Origin of the sequence: Mesorhizobium argentiipisi (SeqCode) (assembly GCF_037179585.1) — a bacterium.
Lineage (GTDB): Bacteria > Pseudomonadota > Alphaproteobacteria > Rhizobiales > Rhizobiaceae > Mesorhizobium > Mesorhizobium argentiipisi.
Genome location: NZ_JAPYKO010000011.1, coordinates 108,847 through 126,993 on the forward strand (window position 1 = coordinate 108,847; position 18,147 = coordinate 126,993).

The following is an 18,147-nucleotide window of genomic DNA, read 5'->3' on the forward strand; positions in this document are numbered from 1 at the left end:
ATCTGCCTGATCAAGCCCCCTGCTCGTTGAACGGCGCCGGACGCCACTTCACCACATAGTTCTCGAAGCGGGTGATCAGGAACTCCACCACCAGCGCCATCACCGCCAGGATGATCATGGCGGCGAAGACGCCATTGGCGTTGAAGGCGCCCTGCGCGGTGGAGATCAAGAGGCCCATGCCCTGCTTGGCGCCGAGAAACTCGCCGACGACCGCGCCGACCAGGGCGAAACCGAATGAGACATGCAGGCTGGCGAGGATCCAGCTCATCGCCGAAGGGATGATGACCGAGGTGGTGATCTGGAACGGCGAGGCGCCGAGTATCTGGGCGTTGGCGATCATCGCCCTATCGGCCTCGCGCACGCCCTGGAAGGCATTGGCGAAAACGACGAAGAACACCATGACCACGGCCAGCGCCACCTTGGACGCCATGCCCAGCCCGAGCGCGATGATGAACACCGAGCCAAGCACCACGCGCGGCACCGAGTTCGCTATCTTGATGTAGATCGAGAACACATCCGCCAGCAGCTTGTTGCGGCCGAGGATGATGCCCGCCACGATGCCACCGACGGCGCCAATGGCGAAGCCGAGGAAGGTTTCCTCAAGCGTGACATAGATCTGCAGCCAGAGCGGTCCCTGCGAGGTGCCCTCGGTGACCCAGGACCAGATCTGTTCCCAGATACCCGACGGGCTGGAGAAGAAGAACGGGTCGATGATGTTGTAATCGGCGCCGAGTTCCCAAAGGCCAAGGAAGACGACGAGGATCGCGAGGCGCAGGCCGATGACCAGAGCGTGGCGCTTGCGCAGCCGGGCCCTTGCCTGCGCTTCGGCGGCGATGATCGAGGTGGCGCGGGCGGCGGCCTGATCGGCTGGAGAGATGGCGGTCATGACAATTCTCCCCTCAATGGCTTGCCTGGAGGCCACGGCTCTGGCCGAGCTGCACTTCCTCGCGCAGATCGTTCCAGATCACCTTGGCGATTTCGATGAATTTGGGATCGTAACGGATGTCGGACATGACGCGCGGGCGCGGCAGGTCGATGCGATAGACACTCTTCACCGTGCCGGGGCCGGCGGTGAGCACATAAACCTTGTCGGCCAGCGCCACCGCCTCCTCAAGATCGTGCGTGACGAAGACGACGGATGACTTCAGCCCGGACCATAGGCCCAAGAGCTCGTCCTGCATGGCGGTGCGGGTCTGCATGTCGAGCGCGCTGAACGGCTCATCCATCAGCAGGATCTTGGGCTGGTTGATGAAGGTCTGGGCAAGCGCCGCGCGCTTGCGCATGCCACCCGAAAGCTGGTGCGGGTAGTGCTTCTCGAAACGCGAAAGGCCGACGCGACCGATCCAGTCGCGCGCCTTCTCATAGGCTTTCTGCTTCGGCGTGCCGCGAAAGAGCGGGCCGGCGGCAACGTTGTCGATGACGCTGCGCCACGGAAACAGCGCATCGGCCTGGAAGACGAAGCCGATGTCGCGGCTGATGTCGGTGACCGGATTGCCCATGACGCGGACATTGCCGGTGGTCGGGCGCAGGAGCCCAGTGACGAGGTTGAGTGTCGTCGACTTGCCGCAGCCGGTCGGGCCGACGACGCAGGCGAACTCGCCGCGCGCCACCGTCATGGTGAAATCGCGGATCGCCGTCATCATGTGGCCGTCGGGCGTGACGAAGCGCAGCGTCACATCGTCGATGGCTATCGCGGCGTCGGCCGGCGGCGCGGCGGGAGACAATTTCTCCGCCGCCATGGTCTGCGATTGCATGGCACACTCCTGTTGCGGTGGCGCGGGATGGCGATCCAGGCCCGCGGGCCTGCTCGCCGTCATCCGGAAACGCGGCCGCCGAATTGATTCAGGCAGCCGACGCAAGCTATTGCTTTCAAGGGCGGACGGGTCCGTCCGCCCTCGCCTGCCGGCGGTTACTTCGCCGCGTCGACGAACTCGGTCGTGTAGGTCTTCGACAGGTCGATCTGCTTACCCTGCAGGCTCTTGGAGAAAGTCGACAGAACCTTCAGCACGGTCTGCGGTCCATCGGCCGGCATGCGCCCGTCCGGCGTGAACATAGCCTTGCCACCTGCCAGGCCCTGAACATAGAGCTCCTTGCTGCCGGCGTAATAATCCTTCGGCATCTTGTCGGCGATCTCCTCGGCCGAATGGCCGGCGATGAACTTCATCGTCTTGACGAAGGCGTTGGCGAGCTTCTGCGCCTCGTCCTTGTGACCCTCGAGCCAGCTCGACTGGACGTAGAAAGAGGCTGCCGGATAGTCGCCGCCCAGCGCTTCCTTGGTCTTCTCGGGCGTGCGCATGTCGACCAAAACCTTGGCCTCGCCGGTCTGCAGCAATTTGGCGATGGTCGGCTCGGTGGTCATGCCGGCCTGGATCTGGTCCTGCTTGACGGCGGCGATGAAGGTGTTGCCGGCGCCGACGGGAAGCAGCGTGTAGTCGCCCGGCTTCAGGCCGCTGCGAACCGCGAGATACTGCGTCAGGAAATCGGTCGAGGAGCCGAGACCGGTGACGCCCAGCGTCGCGCCTTTGAAATCGGCCGGGGACTTGATTTCCGGATGCTTGGCCGAGACCAGCTCGACCTCACCCGGCGCCTGGCTGAACTGCACGATCGACTGGATGTACTTGCCCTTCGACTGCAGGTCGACGGTGTGGTCATAGAAGCCGACAACGCCTTGCACGGCGCCGGCCAGCAACTCATTCTCGGCTTCGACGCCCGCGCGGGAGTTCACCAACTCCACGTCCAGCCCTTCATCCTTGAAGTAGCCGAGCTGCTGGGTGAGCACGGCCGGCAAATAGATCTGCTTTTCCATGCCGCCGACGATGATGGTGATCTTGTCGGCTGCGGATGCTGCCGATGCGCCAGCGCCAATCATGGCAAGCGTCAGCGCCACTGAACGCAGGGCGCGTTTAGAGATGAAACGGGTCACTAGTCTTCCTCCACTGGGCGGCGCGCCGCGCCGCATTTCCTCCTGCCGGCCGCTCCCAGGCCGTTCATGTGGCGACCGCCACAAAACCGTCATGGCATGGCCAAGCTTTCAGCTGGCTTTCAGCCGTTTTAGAGGCCGTTGGATGGCGTCCGGCGTGGTTCCCGGTCACGAGGCGGTTAAGCCCAGCACATCGTTCATGTCATATTCGCCGGGCGGCCGTCCGGCGACCCAGAGCGCTGCCGCGATGGCGCCCCTCGCGAACATCGAGCGGTCGGAAGCGGCATGCGAAAGCGTGAGCGTCTCGCCATCGCTGAGGAAGCTCACGGCGTGCTCGCCGACGATGCTGCCGCCGCGCAGCACGGCAAAGCCGATCTCGTCCATTGGGCGCGAACCAACCAGGCCGTCGCGGGCACGCTTCACCACATCGTCCAGCCTGACGCCACGTCCTCGCGCAGCCGCTTCGCCCAACATCAGCGCCGTGCCCGACGGCGCATCGACCTTGAAGCGGTGATGTGCTTCGAAGATTTCGATGTCGCAGTCATCAGGCCCAAGCGCCCTCGCCGCTTGCTCGACCAGGCCGGTCAGCAGGTTCAGCCCGAGCGAATAGCTGCCGGAGCGCACGATGGCGATCTTCTTCGCGGCTTGCGCTATCGCTTCCAGCTCGGCGACGTCAAAACCTGTCGAGCCGATCACCAGCGCCGGACCGTCGCGTTCGGCGCAGGCCGTTGCCAGTTCGGCAGAAGCCGCTGGCGTGGTGAAGTCGACGACCACATCGGTAAGCGCCAGAGCTTCGTCGCGCTCGACCAGTCCCTCTCCCGCGCTGCCCGGCCGATGGAAGCGGGCGACGAGTTCCAGCCGAGAATCGGCAGCGATTGTCTCGGCCATCTGCCCGCCCATGCGGCCGAGCGCGCCGGCGATGGCTATCCTGAGCGGCTGCGGCATGGCTATCCTGTCGAAAGCTGAGTCGGAACAATCCTCTAGCACGCCGCCTTGGCAAATTGATTCAAACGGCGCCAGCGGCGGCGCCTCGGCCGGCCCACGCAGATAGGACGAATTCTCGTCATGCGGAATGCCCAGAAGCGAGACCTTGGCCACGACATCCTCCCTCGTTGCCGAGACAAGGGGCCTCTATAGACGCCGGAGCTGGCGGGTGCGACGAGAGGTGCTTGGGCCAGATGGAAGGCTAGAGCATGATCCGAAAAGTGGGAACCCGGTTTTCGGAGAAGATCATGCTCCACAAGGAGTTAGATCAGGATGGCGATTCAACGAAACGTCATCCTGATCTATCGCCGAACTCTTCAGCTTTCCGCAGCCACACCTTATTGTCGTGGACGGCGGCGCCGCCATAGGGCGCGGGCGCATCGGCGCCGGTCAGCACGTTGATGCCTTCGCCGCGCTCATGCGCGCTGTTCGGCCAGATGCCTTCGGCGATCACCACGCCGCGCTTCACGCCATCGAAGAGTTTTGCGTGCAGCACCACGTCGCCGCGCCGGTTGCCGACCTCGACGCGGCCGCCATCCTCGATGCCGAGCGCTGCCGCATCCTGTGGGTGGACGAGCAGCTCCGGCCTGCCCTCCTTGGCTTTGGACACCGGCGTTTCGGCGAAGCTCGAATTGAGGAAGTTGCGCGCCGGCGAGGTCGCCAGCCGGAACGGGTGCTCCTCGTCCGCGACCTCGATCAGCTCGACATGGTCGGGAAATTCCGGCAGCCGCTCGACCGGGCCGAACAGGCCCATGCTTTTCGGTGGCCGGTTGGGCGCCGATTGCCCGGTCCAGTTGGGCCGGAAGTGGAACTTCTTATCGGCATGGCCGAAGCCGTTGATGAAATGCGCATCGTCGAAGTCGGGCTGCAGGTCGACCCACTTCTCAGCCTTCAGACTATCGAAGCTGCCTAGCCCGCGCTTGCCGAGGATGATGTCGATATGCTCGCGCTCGGTCAGGCCGAAGCCGGGCCGATCGCCGACGCCGAGGCGCTTGCCGAGTTCCTCATTGACATAGTGGTTGGTGCGCGGCCCTTCCGGCGGCTCGATCAGCTTGGGGCCGAGCGTGATGTGCTGGTTGCCGCCGCCCTTGTAGATATCGTCATGCTCCAGGAACATCGTCGCCGGCAGCACGACATCGGCGAGCTTGGCCGTATCGGTCATGAACTGCTCATGCACGCAGGTGAACAGGTCCTCGCGCAGAAAACCATTTCTCACCAGCCGCTGCTCGGGCGCGACGTTGGCCGGATTGGTGTTCTGGATCAGCATCGCCGTCACTGGCGGGCCGCCATAGAGCGCATCGGCCGCGCCCATCAGCACCGGACCGATGCGCGAATGGTCGAGATAGCGCACCTTCGGGTCGCGCATCGCGGTGCCTTCGAGCACGTCCTGGTTCAGCTTGAAGATGCCCGAATTGGAATGGAAGGCGCCGCCGCCCTCATACTGCCAGGCGCCGGTGACGGCGGCGATGCAGGAGACGGCATGCATGTTGACGGAACCATTGCGCTGGCGTGCGAAGCCGTAGCCAAGGCGGAAATAGGTTTTCTTGGTCTTGCCGACGAGATGGGCGAACGCCTCGATCTCGGCGACGGACAGCCCGGTAATGGCGGCCGCCCATTCGGGCGTGCGGGTGCGCAGATGCTCTTCCAACCCGCGCGGATCGTCGGTGTATTTCTCGAGATAGGCGCGGTCGGCGAGCCCGTCGCGGAACAGCACATGCATGACCGCGCAGGCGAGCGCGCCGTCGGTGCCGGGCTTCAGCACCAGGCCAAGATCGGCCTGTTTCATCGTGGCGTTGTCATAGATGTCGATGACGACGATCTTCGCCCCACGCTCCTTGCGCGCCCGCATCGCGTGGGTCATGACATTGACTTGAGTGACCACGGCATTGGTGCCCCAGATCACCACGCAGTCCGACTTCGCCATCTCGCGCGGATCGGGACCGCGCAAGGCGCCCACACCCATCATCCAGCCGGTCCAGGCGAGATTGGTGCAGATCGAGCCGAAGAAACCCGAGTATTTCTTGGCGTGGCGCAGCCTTTCGATGCCGTCGCGCTGCACCAGCCCCATCGTGCCGGCATAGAAATAGGGCCAGACGGTTTCCGAGCCGTATTTCTCTTCGGCCGCGAGGAATTTTTCCGCGACGAGATCGAGCGCGGCTTCCCAGCTCGCCTCCTTCCAGGCGCCCTCGCCCTTGGCGCCGGCGCGCACCAGCGGCTTCAGCAGTCTATCGGGATGGTGGATGCGGTCGGCATAGCGGGCGACCTTGGCGCAGACGATGCCCGCGGTGTAGCTGTTCGCCTTGGCGCCATGCACGCGGCCGATGCGGTTGTCATCGAGCAGCTCGACTTCGAGCGCGCAGGTGGAAGGACAGTCATGCGGACAGGCAGAATGGCCGATCCGGAGCTTGGCGTGCTGGTTCATGCGGGGTGTGTAGCGGGTTTTAGGGACGAGGTGTAGGGCCAGATGGGCTCCCCTTCTCCCCTTGCGGGAGAAGGTGTCGCCGAAGGCGACGGATGAGGGGTGTTCCAGGAAACGCCGACGTCTCCGCTGGAACACCCCTCATCCGTCTCGGCGCTGCGCGCCGATCCACCTTCTCCCACAAGGGAGAAGGGAAATCGCGCTACTCCGCGATCCCTTCCTCATACTCCGCCGACATCGTCAGCCACTTGTCCTCGTTTTGCGCCAGCGTATGCGCCAGTTGCGAGCGCTCCTTGGCAAGCTGCGTCGCGGTCGAGGGATCCTTTTCGTAGACTGCCGGATTGGCGAGTTCGTCCTCGATCAGGTCGATGCGCTTGCGGATGCGGTCCATCAGCGCCTCGGTGGCGCGGATCTCCTTGGCTAAAGGCTCGAGCGCGGCGCGGCGCTGGGCGGCTTCGCGGCGGCGGTCGGCCTTGGACGCCTTGTCCGCCTCCTTCTGCTCGCGGCGGTTGGAGGACACGCCGGTGACCAGCGTCTTGTAGTCCTCGAGGTCGCCGTCATAGGGATTGACCGCTCCGTCCTTGACCAGCCACAGCCGGTCGGCCGTCGCCTCGAGCAGGTGCCGATCGTGCGAGATCAGGATCACGGCGCCCGGAAACTCGTTCAGCGCATGGATCAGCGATTCACGGCTGTCGATGTCGAGGTGATTGGTGGGCTCGTCGAGGATGAACAGGTTCGGCCCCTCGAAGGCCGACAGCCCCATCAACAGCCGCGCCTTCTCGCCGCCGGACAGATCCTTGGCGGCGGTGTTCATCTTCTCGGTGGTAAGCCCAAACTGGGCGACACGGCCGCGCACCTTCGATTCCGGCGCCTCCGGCATCAGCCTGCGAACATGTTCGTAGGCGTTTTCCTCAGGCCTGAGATCGTCGAGTTGATGTTGGGCAAAGATCGCCACCTTCAGCCCGGGCGCCACCGTCATCGTGCCGGCCTCCTGCTTCAGCCGGCCGGACAGAAGCTTGGCGAAGGTCGACTTGCCGTTGCCGTTCGCGCCGAGCAGCGCGATGCGGTCATCGGCATCGATGCGCAAGGTCATCTTCTTCAGAATCGGCTCACCAGGCGTATAACCGACACTAACGTTGTTGAGCGCAACGATCGGCGATGCCACCGTCTTCACCGGTTCCGGAAACGAGAATGGCCGCACCGTGTCGTTCACGATCGCCGCGATCGGCTTCATCTTTTCCAGCGCCTTGATGCGCGACTGCGCCTGCCTGGCCTTGGAGGCCTTGGCGCGGAAGCGCTCGACGAAGGATTCCATATGCTTGCGGGCGGCTTCCTGCTTGATGCGGCCCTTCTCCTGCTGTTCCTTTTGCTCGGTGTACTGGCGCTCGAACTGGTCGTAGCCGCCGCGCCAGAAGGTCAGCTTCTTCTGATCGAGATGGACGATCGAGTTGACGGCGCGGTTGAGCAGGTCGCGGTCGTGCGAGATCAGCAAGACCGTGTGCGGATATTTGGAGACATAGTTCTCCAACCACAGCGTGCCTTCGAGGTCGAGATAGTTGGTCGGCTCGTCGAGCAAGAGAAGGTCCGGCTCGGAGAAGAGTACCGCGGCCAGCGCCACGCGCATGCGCCAGCCGCCTGAGAAGGACGAGGCCGGACGCTTCTGCGCGGCATCGTCGAAGCCGAGGCCGGCAAGGATGGTGGCGGCGCGGGATTCGGCCGAATGGGCGTCGATATCGGCCAGCCGCGTGTGGATCTCGGCGATGCGATGCGGATCGGTCGCGGTCTTTTCTTCTTCGAGCAAGGCCTGGCGCTCGACATCGGCCTTCAGCACGATGTCGATCAGCGGCTCCTCGGTTCCGGGCGCTTCCTGCGCCACCTGGCCGATGCGCGTGCTCTTCGGCAGGCTGATCGAGCCAGTCTCCGAAGGGAAATCGCCGGTGATCGCCTTGAACAGCGTGGTCTTGCCGGTGCCGTTGCGGCCGACAAGGCCGGCCTTGGTGCCGGCCGGCAGCGTCAATGAGGCATGATCGAGAAGCAGCCGCCCCGCCATGCGCAGCGTAAGGTCGTTGATGATAAGCATAAGCGGGCTTTTGCACGGGACTTCGGAGCTTCGCAAGAGCCAGCGCCTGGACGAGGCCCTGCGCACGCCGTCTGCGGCCGTTCAGCAAAGACTCGACGAACTGGAACCAGTTGCCTGCCGGAGCGTTTTGGAGCCCGTGATCCGCTATCTCGCCCTCGCCTTCATCTTTTTCCAGGTCGCCACGACAACCGCGCTGGCGACGCAGGTGGTTCTGTTCGAGGACGGGACCGCTCACATTGCTCTCGCCGCTGGATCCGCGAGCGGGCCGCAGGCCCAACCAGCCTCCTCCCAAGCGGCCAAGGTTGCGAGCCGGCTAGAGACGCGGCAGCCGGAACACCTGTTGATCCAAATCGATTCCGGAAAAACATCTTAGGCTTCGCCTATGATTGATGAAGAGGCTGGCGGGACCGCCGCCTCTGCTCTGCCGGGCCAATTTCCCCTCAAGGAAAGATTGTTCGTTCCTCCGCTTTCGCCAATCACCGGTCACACTTTGCTTGCCACGTCACAGGTTTGGCGTTGATCGCCGCTGTTGTCTCAACCTATGCTGGCGCGAGCGGCGGGTTCGGTTCAAGCAGAGGACAGATCAGATGCCGAGCAAGACCACGCTCCTTTCGGCCTCGCTGACGGTCACGATTTTCGCAGTCGTCGCCGGGCTGGCCATGCTTCTCACCAGCCCCGCGGCCCGTGCGGCAGGCATCGACTGCGCGGCAGCGAAGACACAGGCCGACCTTGCTACCTGCACGGCCGCGAATGCCGCTTCGGCGGACGCGGGGCTCAATGCAGTCTACAAGGCGCTGGCGGGCCGCCTCGCTCCCGCCGACCTGAAGCGTTTGCGCGACGCGCAGCGCGCCTGGATCCCGTTCCGCGACAAGGAATGCGCCTTTCGCACCCAGCCCTATGCTGACGGCTCGGTGTATTCGAGCCTCGTCGAGACCTGCAAGGCGGAGTTGACTAAAGTGCGGCTGGCGCAGTTGCAGCACCAATTGCAATGCCCGGAAGGCGACCTCTCCTGCGTGCCGCAAAGCGGCGGCAATGCCGCGCCCACGAAGAACGCGCCTGCGACGGCCAAGGCCGCGCCTGCGACGGCTGGCGCCGCGCCTGCGAAACCCGCCCCTGCCCAGTCAAGCCAGAACGACACGAAGCCATGCGTGCAATCCGCCGGCAAGGCGAAGTCGGACCAGTATGTCTCGCAGTGCATCCAGGTGTCGCCGGCGACCAATCCGCCCTGCAACGGGCAGAATGCATGCAGCATGATGATCGACGAGATCAAGCGCGGCTGCGCCATGATCGGCAACGACAACCCGCCGGGCTTCTGCTCTGCCTATAAAGGCTGAGCGGCCTCGCCGCCGTAGCCGGCCCGGCGCGATCAACGTTCCGTTACGGAAAATCAACCGGGCGCGGCAAGATAACCGCAAGTTCGGCTTTGGCTGAATATTGGCGGGACAAGCCACCGTGCCACCAAAAAAGGACAGCGAAATCTTGCGGGCCAAGCATGATGCTTATCAAAAATTGATTTCAGTTTTATCGCAAACCTGCAAACCTGTAGACGCGCCGTGAGTCGTGAGTGGGCGCCAACGATAACTTGGTCCCAACATAACTTGGCCCAAATACTTGGCCGCATCAGGAGCTCACGATGGATGGAGCGCCCAGCGATTTACGAATGTTGAGATATGTCGCGGAGATCACGCGCAAGCTGGCAAAAATGCTCTCGCATACGCGCTATCAGATGCTTGTCTATCTTCTTGAAATGACAGCGGTTGAAGCGGAGAGCCTTGCCGGCGAGCAGGATCCCAAACGCACCCGCCCGGTCAAGCCATCTCAGGCCCGCCCTCGCTAGTTCTAACAGCTCGTGCGCGGCCGACCGTTGCTGCAAGGCGGTCCAGAACGGCCAGGCAATTCAGCCTGCGCGCCTCGATGACCGACGGGTCATCGCATTCAACAATAGCGCGCTCGAACCGGTCGAGCGCGTCGAGCGCGGCAAGCAGGTCGCCGGACGGCTCGCCCAGTGAAAACAGGATGCGCCGCGCCTTGACGCCATTGGCTGCGTCCGCCGAGGACTGGGCGGCCACCCCGCGGCGCAAAGAGTCGAGCGCAGCCTGACGGTCGCGCCATGGCCATGGCGCGACGTCACCCAATGCGGGCGCCATGCCTCAGGCCTTGGCCTTGCGCTTGCCCTTGCCTGCATCGCCGCCGGCCGGCTTGCGGCCGAGGCCGGACGATTTGGCCAACGCCGAGCGGGTCGCCGAATAGCTCGGCGCCACCATCGGATAGTCGGCGGGCAGGCCCCATTTCGCGCGGTATTCGTCCGGCGTCAGGCCGTGATCGGTCGCAAGGTGGCGCTTCAACGACTTGAACTTCTTTCCGTCTTCGAGGCACACGATGTAGTCGGGAAAAACCGAGCGCTTCGGGTTGACGGCGGGCGTCTGCGCCACCGCCTCCTTGACAACGCTGCCGCTGGCGAGCTTGCGCACCGAGGCGCTGACGCTGGCGATCAGGTCAGGCAGGCCAGAGGCAGGAAGCGGATTGTTGCCGACATAGGCCGAGACAATGTCGGCGGTCAGTTCGATTGCAGTCTTGTCGTCGATGTTGGACAATTTTTTCACCTTCTGCTGGCGCTCAAATCGCCAGCTCTTTTTTTAAGACTTTCGTCGGTGTATCGAGTTGGACCTGTCCCCCAACGGACCGTCCAGAGTCAGTAAAGCTACGAGACTCAATACCGGACGATGTTTCTACACAGACTGGAGACGCGCAAGTTAGGAATTCTAATAGCTATAGCCAACGCTTTATAGCACCGGCTGCCCGCCTGGATGCGTAAAAGGGGCTATAGCACTTCAACCTGCGGTAGGAGTTGCTGAAAAATCGAAGTTCAGACCAAGTTCCGGCACGGCAACGATAACCCGCCGGCCAGACAGTCGACCATGCGCGATTCGGCGCTTCCATGGCAAATCCCTCATTTGCCGGCGACACTGCGCCTGAGCTCCGCAGCCGGCGTGTCCGCGAGGATCTCCAAGACGCGCTTCCAGCGCGCACAGCGGCCGAAATCCTTCTGCTCGATGGCCTTTTCCGCCTTCATGGCTGCATAGAGCGGCGCCTCCGCGCCAAACTCCCGGACCAGCCAATGCGCCTCCTGCCTGGCGCGGCATTCGTCCTCGTCAACGGCGATTTTGGACATTGTGCCTGGTCTCCGTACCTTCAATGCCGACCGCGAGGCAGCTGCCAATGACGAGGACGGCGCCGGCAATCGCCGTCATCGACAGGCTTTCGCCCGACAGGGTCAGCAGAAACGTGGAAGCGATCGGCGTCAGATAGGCGACGATCGCTATCCTGCCGCCGTGGTCGAGCTTTGCCGCTCGCGACCAGAAATAGTAGCCGAGCCCCATCGGGCCGATGCCGAGATAGAGGCCGAGCAGAAGGTGCGCGACGCTCGGGCGCACGACGCCGTCATGCACACACCAGGCGAAGGTGAGCGCGACGCCGATCAGCGCCGAGGGCAAGAGCAGACGCTCGGGCGACACTGCAAGGCGGCCGACCGTGAGCGAGTAGAAGGCCATGCAGAGCGCTGAGCCGAAAGCGGCGAGATAGCCGACGAGGCTGCCGCCTTCGAACCAGGCGCTGTTGGACCAAAAATGCGCGCGGCCGCCGGAAATCACCAGCGCCACCCCAACGAAACCTAGCGCCGCCGCCAGCCCGAGCAGCAGCGGACGGCGCGGTCGGTCAAGCAGGATGACCGCCGCGGCGGTGATCAGCGGCCAAGTATAGGCGACGAGGTTTGCTTCGATAACCGGGACCGAGGCGAAACCGATATATTGCAGGACCATCGTGCCGACCAGGCCGAGGAAACCGACTGCGTAGGCGACCGCAGCATTTCCCTTCTCCCCTTGTGGGAGAAGGTGGCCTCGCGAAGCGAGGTCGGATGAGGGGTGCTCAAGGGAACGCCGACGTCCCGCTTCGCCGGAACACCCCTCATCCGTCTCGGCGCTACGCGCCGATCCACCTTCCCCCACAAGGGGGGAAGGAGAAGCGCTCGTCAGCCGGATCAGCGCGAAGACCAGGGTCGCGCCGCAAAATTGCAGGAACTGCACTTGCGACACCGGATAGGCGGCGAGCAGCGTCTTGCCGACCAGGGCGTTGGTCGCCCACAGCGCCACGGCGCCAAGGGCGAAGGCAAGCGCCGCCCCGAGGGCGCCGGAACGGCTTTGGCTTTCCGGCACGACCGGACCGAGGCTCAGCGACACTGAGGGCGGCAGACGCTCGACCGGATCGTTGGTCATTACCAAGACTCCCTCGCCCCGCCGGAAACCGCTTCCGCCGTCGGCTGCGGCACAGGATGCTCCTCGGCATGGCGGCGGTAGGCGGGCAGTTGGTTGGTCCAGACATCCTCGGCCAGTTCGTTCACCCAGGAACGGTCATGGTCGTTGTCGGCGGCAAGATAGAACATACGGTTGTCGTCGACATAGGGTTTGATCGCCGAGCGCTGGTTGAGCACCAGCGTGACGCGATCGCCGAGCTGGATCGGGGCGGTGCGGTGGAGCACGCCGAGGAACTGGCCGAGCGTGGCGTAGTTCATCTTGTGATCGATGCGCATGATCTTGTTGCGCGGCAGCTCGCGGCCGGATTCTAGGATCGAGCGGCCGGTCTCGGAATCGTCGCAGTAGATTTCAAGATGACCGCCGATGAGCGGATCGCTGATCGACAGCGGAATGAGCTCCGTCACCGGAACGCCGTCGCAATGCCATTCGACCGCGCCGTCCCTGGGGTTCATGAAGGTGACGGTCGAGCCGACGATCGACAGCGGATACGGCTCGAGCTTGGTGCCCATCATGTCCGACAGCCTTTCCAGGCGCAGCTTGTCGTGCAGGAGTTCCTTGATCTCCGGAATATAGCGGTCGGCGCCGGTGATGAAGGTGAGGTCGAGGTGCTTGTGCACGGCATGGCTGGCCTTCAATTTGAGCGCCGCTTCTTCGATGGCGGCAAGCAGAGCCGGGTCGTAACCGTGACGATACTGGGCGACGCCGAAACCCGACACTTTCCAGGAGGTCTCATGACCAATGATGGCCTCGCGGCTCATTGCACAGCGCAGTTCGGGAATTGTATGGGCGTTCATTCTATTTTCTCCAAGGTGGGGGCAACACTTGGTTAACAGTCATTTAAACGCCTACCCCTGTAAATTTAGGAATGCTGGTGGTAGCGTAAGCCCAGCTTAAGGTCGAAAACCCCGTGCGTCTGCTCAGTCAGGTCAACCTCAATTCGCTGAAAATCGTGGAGAGCGCCGCGAGACACAGGAATTTCACGCGCGCCGGCGAAGAGCAGTTCATCACCGCTTCCGCCGTCAGCCAGCGCGTGAAGAGCCTGGAGGATCAGTTGCGCTTCAAGATCTTCGAGCGCGGCGGCAATGCGGTGTCGCTGACGCCGGAGGGCGAAACCTATGTGGCGCGCGTGCGCGAGGCGCTGGAGCGCATCGTGGCGGCCAGCATGGAGGCCACCGGCCAGTCGCAGGCGCATGTGCTGCGGATCTGCGTGCTGCCGACTTTCGCGGCGCGCTGGTTGTTTCCGCGGCTTTCGGCCTTCCAGCATCAATATCCCGACATCGAGATGCGGGTGTCGACCTCTTACGCCACGCATGAATTCTCGACCTCGGAATACGATCTCGAAATCCGTTATGGCGACGGCAATTTCCCCGGTCTCACTTCGGAGCTGCTGTTCAAGGAAGATCTGACGCCGGTGTGCAGCCGCAAGCTCTTCCATGAGGTGCTGGGCGACAAACCGCTGTCGAAGGTGGTGCCGGAGGATCTGCGCTACTTCACGCTGCTGCATTCCGACACGTGCACGCAGAACTGGCAGTCGTGGCTGGGCTTTGCCGGCGCGAGCTTCGTGCTTGGCGAAACGAGGAGCGTCTATTTCGATAGCTGCATGATGTCCTACGAAGCGGCCAATGCCGGCATGGGCTTTGCCGTCGCCAACCGCGCCTATATGGCAAGCGACATCCGCGCCGAACGGCTGGTGGCCCCCTTCGCGGTCCACCATCCCAACACGGCGGGTTGGTATTTCGTCAGCCCCATCAAGGCGGTCGGCGCCCGCAAGGTCGAGCTGTTCAAGCGGTGGATCATGGCCGAAGCGGCGCTGACGCAGCGCCAGTTGGACATCGAGATCGCCAAAGTGCCGGTACGGCGCGTGGCGATGGCGTGAAGGTCAGTCTTCCACGGATACTCACTTGAGCGAATCCCGCACCATCGGAGGCCTCACAATGACGGGCCCTGCAGAATTTCGTGATTTTCCGGTGGCTCCATAGCCGGCTACCGCGATCGCACCATGACGCGAAGCGGAGACTCAGCTATCTTGTGTTGTGCGGCGGGCCTGATTTTCCCGCTTGGCCGGCGCTACCGAGCTTCCTCCCAAGCGGCGCCGGCCTTCTTCGTTTCGGCCCAACGATAATCCGACCTGCCCTGCCCTATTGCTTCGGCGGCGTGCCCGGCTGGTCTCCGCCGGTGGTCGATTTCGGCACCGGGTTCTTGTCGACCTGAGGGTTCTGGTTGACTTCGTCGCCCGGCGCCTTGGTGGGCTGCACGCTGTTGTCGCAGGCGGCGAGCGCGAGCCCTGCCGCAAGAGCCAGCAGTACAGGACGTTTCTTCATGACGACCTCCTCTCGTTCGCCCCTTTCATGAGGGGCAAACGAGGCGGTGGCGGTTTGGTTGCGTCGACCGGCGGGAACCAACCGACCCGAGTCCGGTTGAAATCCCGAGCCAATCGAACGCAACGAGGAACTGATCATGGTCCGCCTTCTGCTTGCCGGCCTTTTTGCCTACACCGCCTATCGCGTTGCCGTGAGGATCATCGACGAAGTGCCTGGAAATGTCGCGCCGCTGGATATGCCGGGCGACGAAAGGCGCAGGCTGCGTCGGCAGTCGGCGGCGATGGGAGTCGAGCCGAAGCGGTAGTTCAGCCGATCTCCCCCTTGTGGAGAAGCTGAGTTGTATTGCGAACAAAGCGGAAACGATGCTTGATGGGCGATGAACATCGCCGCCCGTGATTCGTCCTTCGAGACGCCCGCTTATCTTGCCCGGCTGAACGACGAGCAGCGGCTGGCGGTGGTGCATGGCGACGGCAAGGCGGCGGGACCTCTGCTGGTGATCGCCGGCGCAGGTTCCGGCAAGACCAACACGCTGGCGCATCGCGTCGCCCATCTCGTCGTCAAGGGCGCCGATCCGCGCCGCATCCTGTTGATGACCTTCTCCCGCCGCGCCGCCGCCGAAATGGCCAAGCGCGTCGAGCGCATTGCCGGCGAGGTGCTGGGGCGCGACGCGGCGATCATCGCCGACGCGCTCGCCTGGGCCGGCACGTTTCATGGCATCGGCGCAAGGTTGTTGCGCGACTATGCCGAGCAGATCGGCCTCGATCCGGCCTTCACCATCCATGATCGCGAGGATTCCGCCGACCTGATGAACCTTGCCCGGCACGAGCTGGGATTCTCCAAGACCGAAAGCCGTTTCCCGACGAAAGGCACCTGCCTGCAGATCTATTCGCGGGCCGTGAACGCGCAGGCGCCGCTCGGCGAGGTGCTGGGTTCCGCCTTCCCCTGGTGCGCGGCTTGGGCGGACCAGTTGAAGGAACTTTTCGCGGCTTATGTCGAGGCCAAGCAGGCGCAAAATGTGCTCGATTACGACGACCTTCTGCTTTACTGGGCGCAGATGGCGGCCGAGCCCGAGATCGCCGCGCATCTCGGTTCCCGCTTCGACCATGTGCTGGTCGACGAGTACCAGGACACCAATCGGCTGCAGGCCTCGATCCTGCTGGCGCTGAAGCCCGACGGCGCGGGGCTGACTGTGGTGGGCGACGACGCGCAGTCGATCTATTCCTTCCGCGCTGCGGAAGTGCGCAACATCCTCGATTTCCCGAAACTATTCGCAAAGCCCGCCGAGATCGTCATGCTGGAGCGCAATTACCGCTCGACCGTGACGATCCTGGCCGCCGCCAACAAGGTGATCGGCGAGGCCAGCGAGCGCTTCACCAAGAATCTGTGGACCGAGCGCCAGTCTTCGCACAAGCCGCAGCTGGTCAGCGTGCGCGACGAGGCCGAGCAAGCCAATTATGTCTGCCAGTCGATCCTGGCCGAACGCGAGGCCGGCACGGCGCTGAAGGCGCAGGCGGTGCTGTTTCGCACCTCTAGCCACAGCGGACCGCTGGAGGTGGAGCTGACGCGCCGCAACATCCCCTTCGTCAAGTTCGGCGGCTTGAAATTCCTCGACGCCGCGCATGTCAAGGACATGCTGGCAATGCTGCGCTTCGCCGAGAACCCGCGCGATCGCGTCGCCGGCTTCCGCGTGCTGCAGCTCATGCCGGGGATCGGTCCGTCCGCCGCCTCGCAGATCGTGGACGCCATGACGACGTCACTCGACGAGACGCTGGGCCTTGCCCGCTTCCGACCGCCGCAGCGCGCCGCGCAGGATTGGCCGGTCTTCCTCGACATCTATAGCGGGCTGCGCGCGGGCGCCAAATGGCCGGCCGATCTGGAACGGATCAGGCTCTGGTACGAGCCTCATATGGAGCGTATCCATGAGGACGCGATCACGCGACGCGCCGACCTCCTGCAGCTCGAGCAGATCGCATCGACCTATCCGTCGCGAGAGCGCTTCCTGACCGAGCTCACCCTCGATCCGCCCGACGCCACAAGCGACCAGGCCGGGCCGCCGCATCGCGACGAGGATTACCTCATCCTGTCGACCATCCACTCGGCCAAGGGCCAGGAATGGAAGAACGTCTTCGTGCTCAACACGGTAGACGGCTGCATCCCGGCCGATCTCGGCGTCGGCACCAAGGAGGACATCGAGGAGGAGCGGCGCCTGCTCTATGTCGCGATGACCAGGGCCAAGGACAGCCTGCATCTGGTGGTGCCCCAGCGCTTTTATCCGCACAACCAAGCAGCCCGCGGCGACCGCCATGTCTATGCCTCGCGCACCCGCTTCATCCCGGCCTCGATGCTTTCGGCCTTCGAGCAATCGTCCTGGGCAAGCGCGGCGCTCAAGGACGACCCGCGCCAGAGGCCAGGCGTCAAGGTCGATCTCGGCGCCCGCATGCGCGGCATGTGGAAATAGGCTGCCTGCCCTTTCCAGCCGACCAGAGCCGCTCAGCGTTCGATAGAACCGCCGGGCTGCTCCAACTCTTTGTTTTTACGCAATTCCTGACGGAGAACCACGATTTGTTTTCCTGGAATGGCTCCAGGCGTTGGAGCCCTTCGTTCACGAGGGATCAAGTCCAATGCGGAAAAATCGGCATGCGCGGAACTTCCGGTCGCAAGCCGCGTTGTGTGGCGTCCTTCCCCCAGATCGGAGGCCCGCCGCCTCCGCAGCCAACAGTCGAGGTCCGAATGCACGACAGGACGTTCTTCACCCCCGTCGCCCTCAGCGTCGGCGCCGGCCACAAGCGCATGATCGCCTCGCTGTTCGACATGCATGACTTCCTGACCGAGTTTCCGCCCTCGCGCCGGCGCCTCAGCTACGGCACTGCGGTGAAGGCCTGCGAGGCCGCGCGGAGTGGAGAAATCTCGGTCGAGGCGGCGCGCGATGCGCTGATCACCTTCGCGGTGACGGCCGGCGTGCTCTGGCCTTCGGAGCAGCCGATCGTCTCGGTCAAGCCGGTGGCGCGCGGCTGTGGCGGCTTCGCTGCCTGACAACAAGGCACTACCCTTTCAGGAGTCCTGCCACCTATGAACCGACCCCGCAGGTCAGTTCACCGAGGCGGGCATTTCCC

The 18,147-nt window shown here is 63.8% G+C and carries 19 protein-coding genes; 7 read left to right on the forward strand and 12 right to left on the reverse strand.

Annotation, left to right across the window (positions count from 1 at the left end):
- Positions 1–10: 10 nt before the first annotated feature.
- From O7A05_RS17075 to O7A05_RS17100, 6 genes are all read right to left on the reverse strand, one after another.
- Positions 11–886: an ABC transporter permease gene (locus O7A05_RS17075; RefSeq protein WP_337094208.1), complete on the reverse strand. Its 876-nt coding sequence runs from the start codon at positions 884–886 to the stop codon at positions 11–13.
- Positions 887–899: 13 nt separating this feature from the next.
- Positions 900–1,754 (reverse strand): ABC transporter ATP-binding protein, encoded by an 855-nt coding sequence (locus tag O7A05_RS17080; protein ID WP_337094209.1) that lies wholly within the window; start codon positions 1,752–1,754, stop codon positions 900–902.
- A 155-nt stretch (positions 1,755–1,909) separates the two neighbouring features.
- Entirely contained in the window at positions 1,910–2,869 is a 960-nt protein-coding gene (locus tag O7A05_RS17085; RefSeq protein ID WP_337094287.1) for an ABC transporter substrate-binding protein, read from the reverse strand.
- A 219-nt stretch (positions 2,870–3,088) separates the two neighbouring features.
- Positions 3,089–3,865 (reverse strand): 4-hydroxy-tetrahydrodipicolinate reductase, encoded by a 777-nt coding sequence (dapB, locus tag O7A05_RS17090; RefSeq protein ID WP_337094288.1) that lies wholly within the window; start codon positions 3,863–3,865, stop codon positions 3,089–3,091.
- 331 nt (positions 3,866–4,196) lie between these two features.
- A complete protein-coding gene (locus O7A05_RS17095) occupies positions 4,197–6,326 on the reverse strand; it encodes a molybdopterin-containing oxidoreductase family protein (RefSeq protein ID WP_337094210.1) in 2,130 nt (709 codons plus the stop codon).
- A gap of 199 nt (positions 6,327–6,525) precedes the next feature.
- Entirely contained in the window at positions 6,526–8,403 is a 1,878-nt protein-coding gene (locus O7A05_RS17100) for an ABC-F family ATP-binding cassette domain-containing protein (protein WP_337094211.1), read from the reverse strand.
- On the opposite strand from O7A05_RS17100, the gene O7A05_RS17105 reads away from it, so the two are divergent.
- From O7A05_RS17105 to O7A05_RS17115, 3 genes are all read left to right on the forward strand, one after another.
- Entirely contained in the window at positions 8,393–8,776 is a 384-nt protein-coding gene (locus tag O7A05_RS17105) for a hypothetical protein (protein ID WP_337094212.1), read from the forward strand. The genes O7A05_RS17100 and O7A05_RS17105 overlap by 11 nt on opposite strands.
- Before the next feature lie 214 nt (positions 8,777–8,990).
- On the forward strand, positions 8,991–9,737 hold the full coding sequence (locus O7A05_RS17110; RefSeq protein WP_337094213.1) for a lysozyme inhibitor LprI family protein: 747 nt from the start codon (positions 8,991–8,993) through the stop codon (positions 9,735–9,737).
- 299 nt (positions 9,738–10,036) lie between these two features.
- Positions 10,037–10,240, forward strand: coding sequence for a hypothetical protein (locus O7A05_RS17115; RefSeq protein WP_337094214.1), 204 nt, complete (start codon positions 10,037–10,039; stop codon positions 10,238–10,240).
- Here O7A05_RS17115 and O7A05_RS17120 read toward each other — a convergent pair.
- The 5 genes from O7A05_RS17120 to O7A05_RS17140 form a co-directional block, all read right to left on the reverse strand.
- The gene (locus O7A05_RS17120; protein WP_337094215.1) at positions 10,212–10,550 is read right to left on the reverse strand and encodes a hypothetical protein; all 339 of its coding nucleotides are present in this window, start codon (positions 10,548–10,550) and stop codon (positions 10,212–10,214) included. The genes O7A05_RS17115 and O7A05_RS17120 overlap by 29 nt on opposite strands.
- 3 nt (positions 10,551–10,553) lie before the next feature.
- A complete protein-coding gene (locus O7A05_RS17125) occupies positions 10,554–10,997 on the reverse strand; it encodes a Ros/MucR family transcriptional regulator (protein WP_337094216.1) in 444 nt (147 codons plus the stop codon).
- Positions 10,998–11,353: 356 nt separating this feature from the next.
- A complete protein-coding gene (locus O7A05_RS17130) occupies positions 11,354–11,575 on the reverse strand; it encodes a hypothetical protein (RefSeq protein WP_337094217.1) in 222 nt (73 codons plus the stop codon).
- Positions 11,556–12,674, reverse strand: coding sequence for a DMT family transporter (locus tag O7A05_RS17135; protein ID WP_337094218.1), 1,119 nt, complete (start codon positions 12,672–12,674; stop codon positions 11,556–11,558). Before O7A05_RS17135 ends, O7A05_RS17130 begins: the two co-directional genes overlap by 20 nt.
- Positions 12,674–13,507, reverse strand: a complete 834-nt coding sequence (locus tag O7A05_RS17140) for a hypothetical protein (RefSeq protein ID WP_337094219.1) — start codon at positions 13,505–13,507, stop codon at positions 12,674–12,676. Before O7A05_RS17140 ends, O7A05_RS17135 begins: the two co-directional genes overlap by 1 nt.
- Positions 13,508–13,620: 113 nt before the next feature.
- Between O7A05_RS17140 and O7A05_RS17145 the strand changes: the two genes are divergently transcribed.
- Entirely contained in the window at positions 13,621–14,589 is a 969-nt protein-coding gene (locus tag O7A05_RS17145) for a LysR substrate-binding domain-containing protein (protein WP_337094220.1), read from the forward strand.
- 262 nt (positions 14,590–14,851) lie between these two features.
- On the opposite strand, the gene O7A05_RS17150 is transcribed toward O7A05_RS17145, so the two are convergent.
- Positions 14,852–15,034, reverse strand: a complete 183-nt coding sequence (locus O7A05_RS17150) for a hypothetical protein (RefSeq protein ID WP_095767065.1) — start codon at positions 15,032–15,034, stop codon at positions 14,852–14,854.
- Between the two features lie 136 nt (positions 15,035–15,170).
- On the opposite strand from O7A05_RS17150, the gene O7A05_RS17155 reads away from it, so the two are divergent.
- From O7A05_RS17155 to O7A05_RS17165, 3 genes are all read left to right on the forward strand, one after another.
- On the forward strand, positions 15,171–15,338 hold the full coding sequence (locus O7A05_RS17155) for a hypothetical protein (protein WP_095767064.1): 168 nt from the start codon (positions 15,171–15,173) through the stop codon (positions 15,336–15,338).
- A gap of 72 nt (positions 15,339–15,410) precedes the next feature.
- Positions 15,411–17,492 (forward strand): ATP-dependent helicase, encoded by a 2,082-nt coding sequence (locus O7A05_RS17160; protein ID WP_337094221.1) that lies wholly within the window; start codon positions 15,411–15,413, stop codon positions 17,490–17,492.
- Between the two features lie 272 nt (positions 17,493–17,764).
- Entirely contained in the window at positions 17,765–18,067 is a 303-nt protein-coding gene (locus O7A05_RS17165; RefSeq protein WP_337094222.1) for a DUF982 domain-containing protein, read from the forward strand.
- The last annotated feature ends 80 nt before the right edge of the window (positions 18,068–18,147 follow it).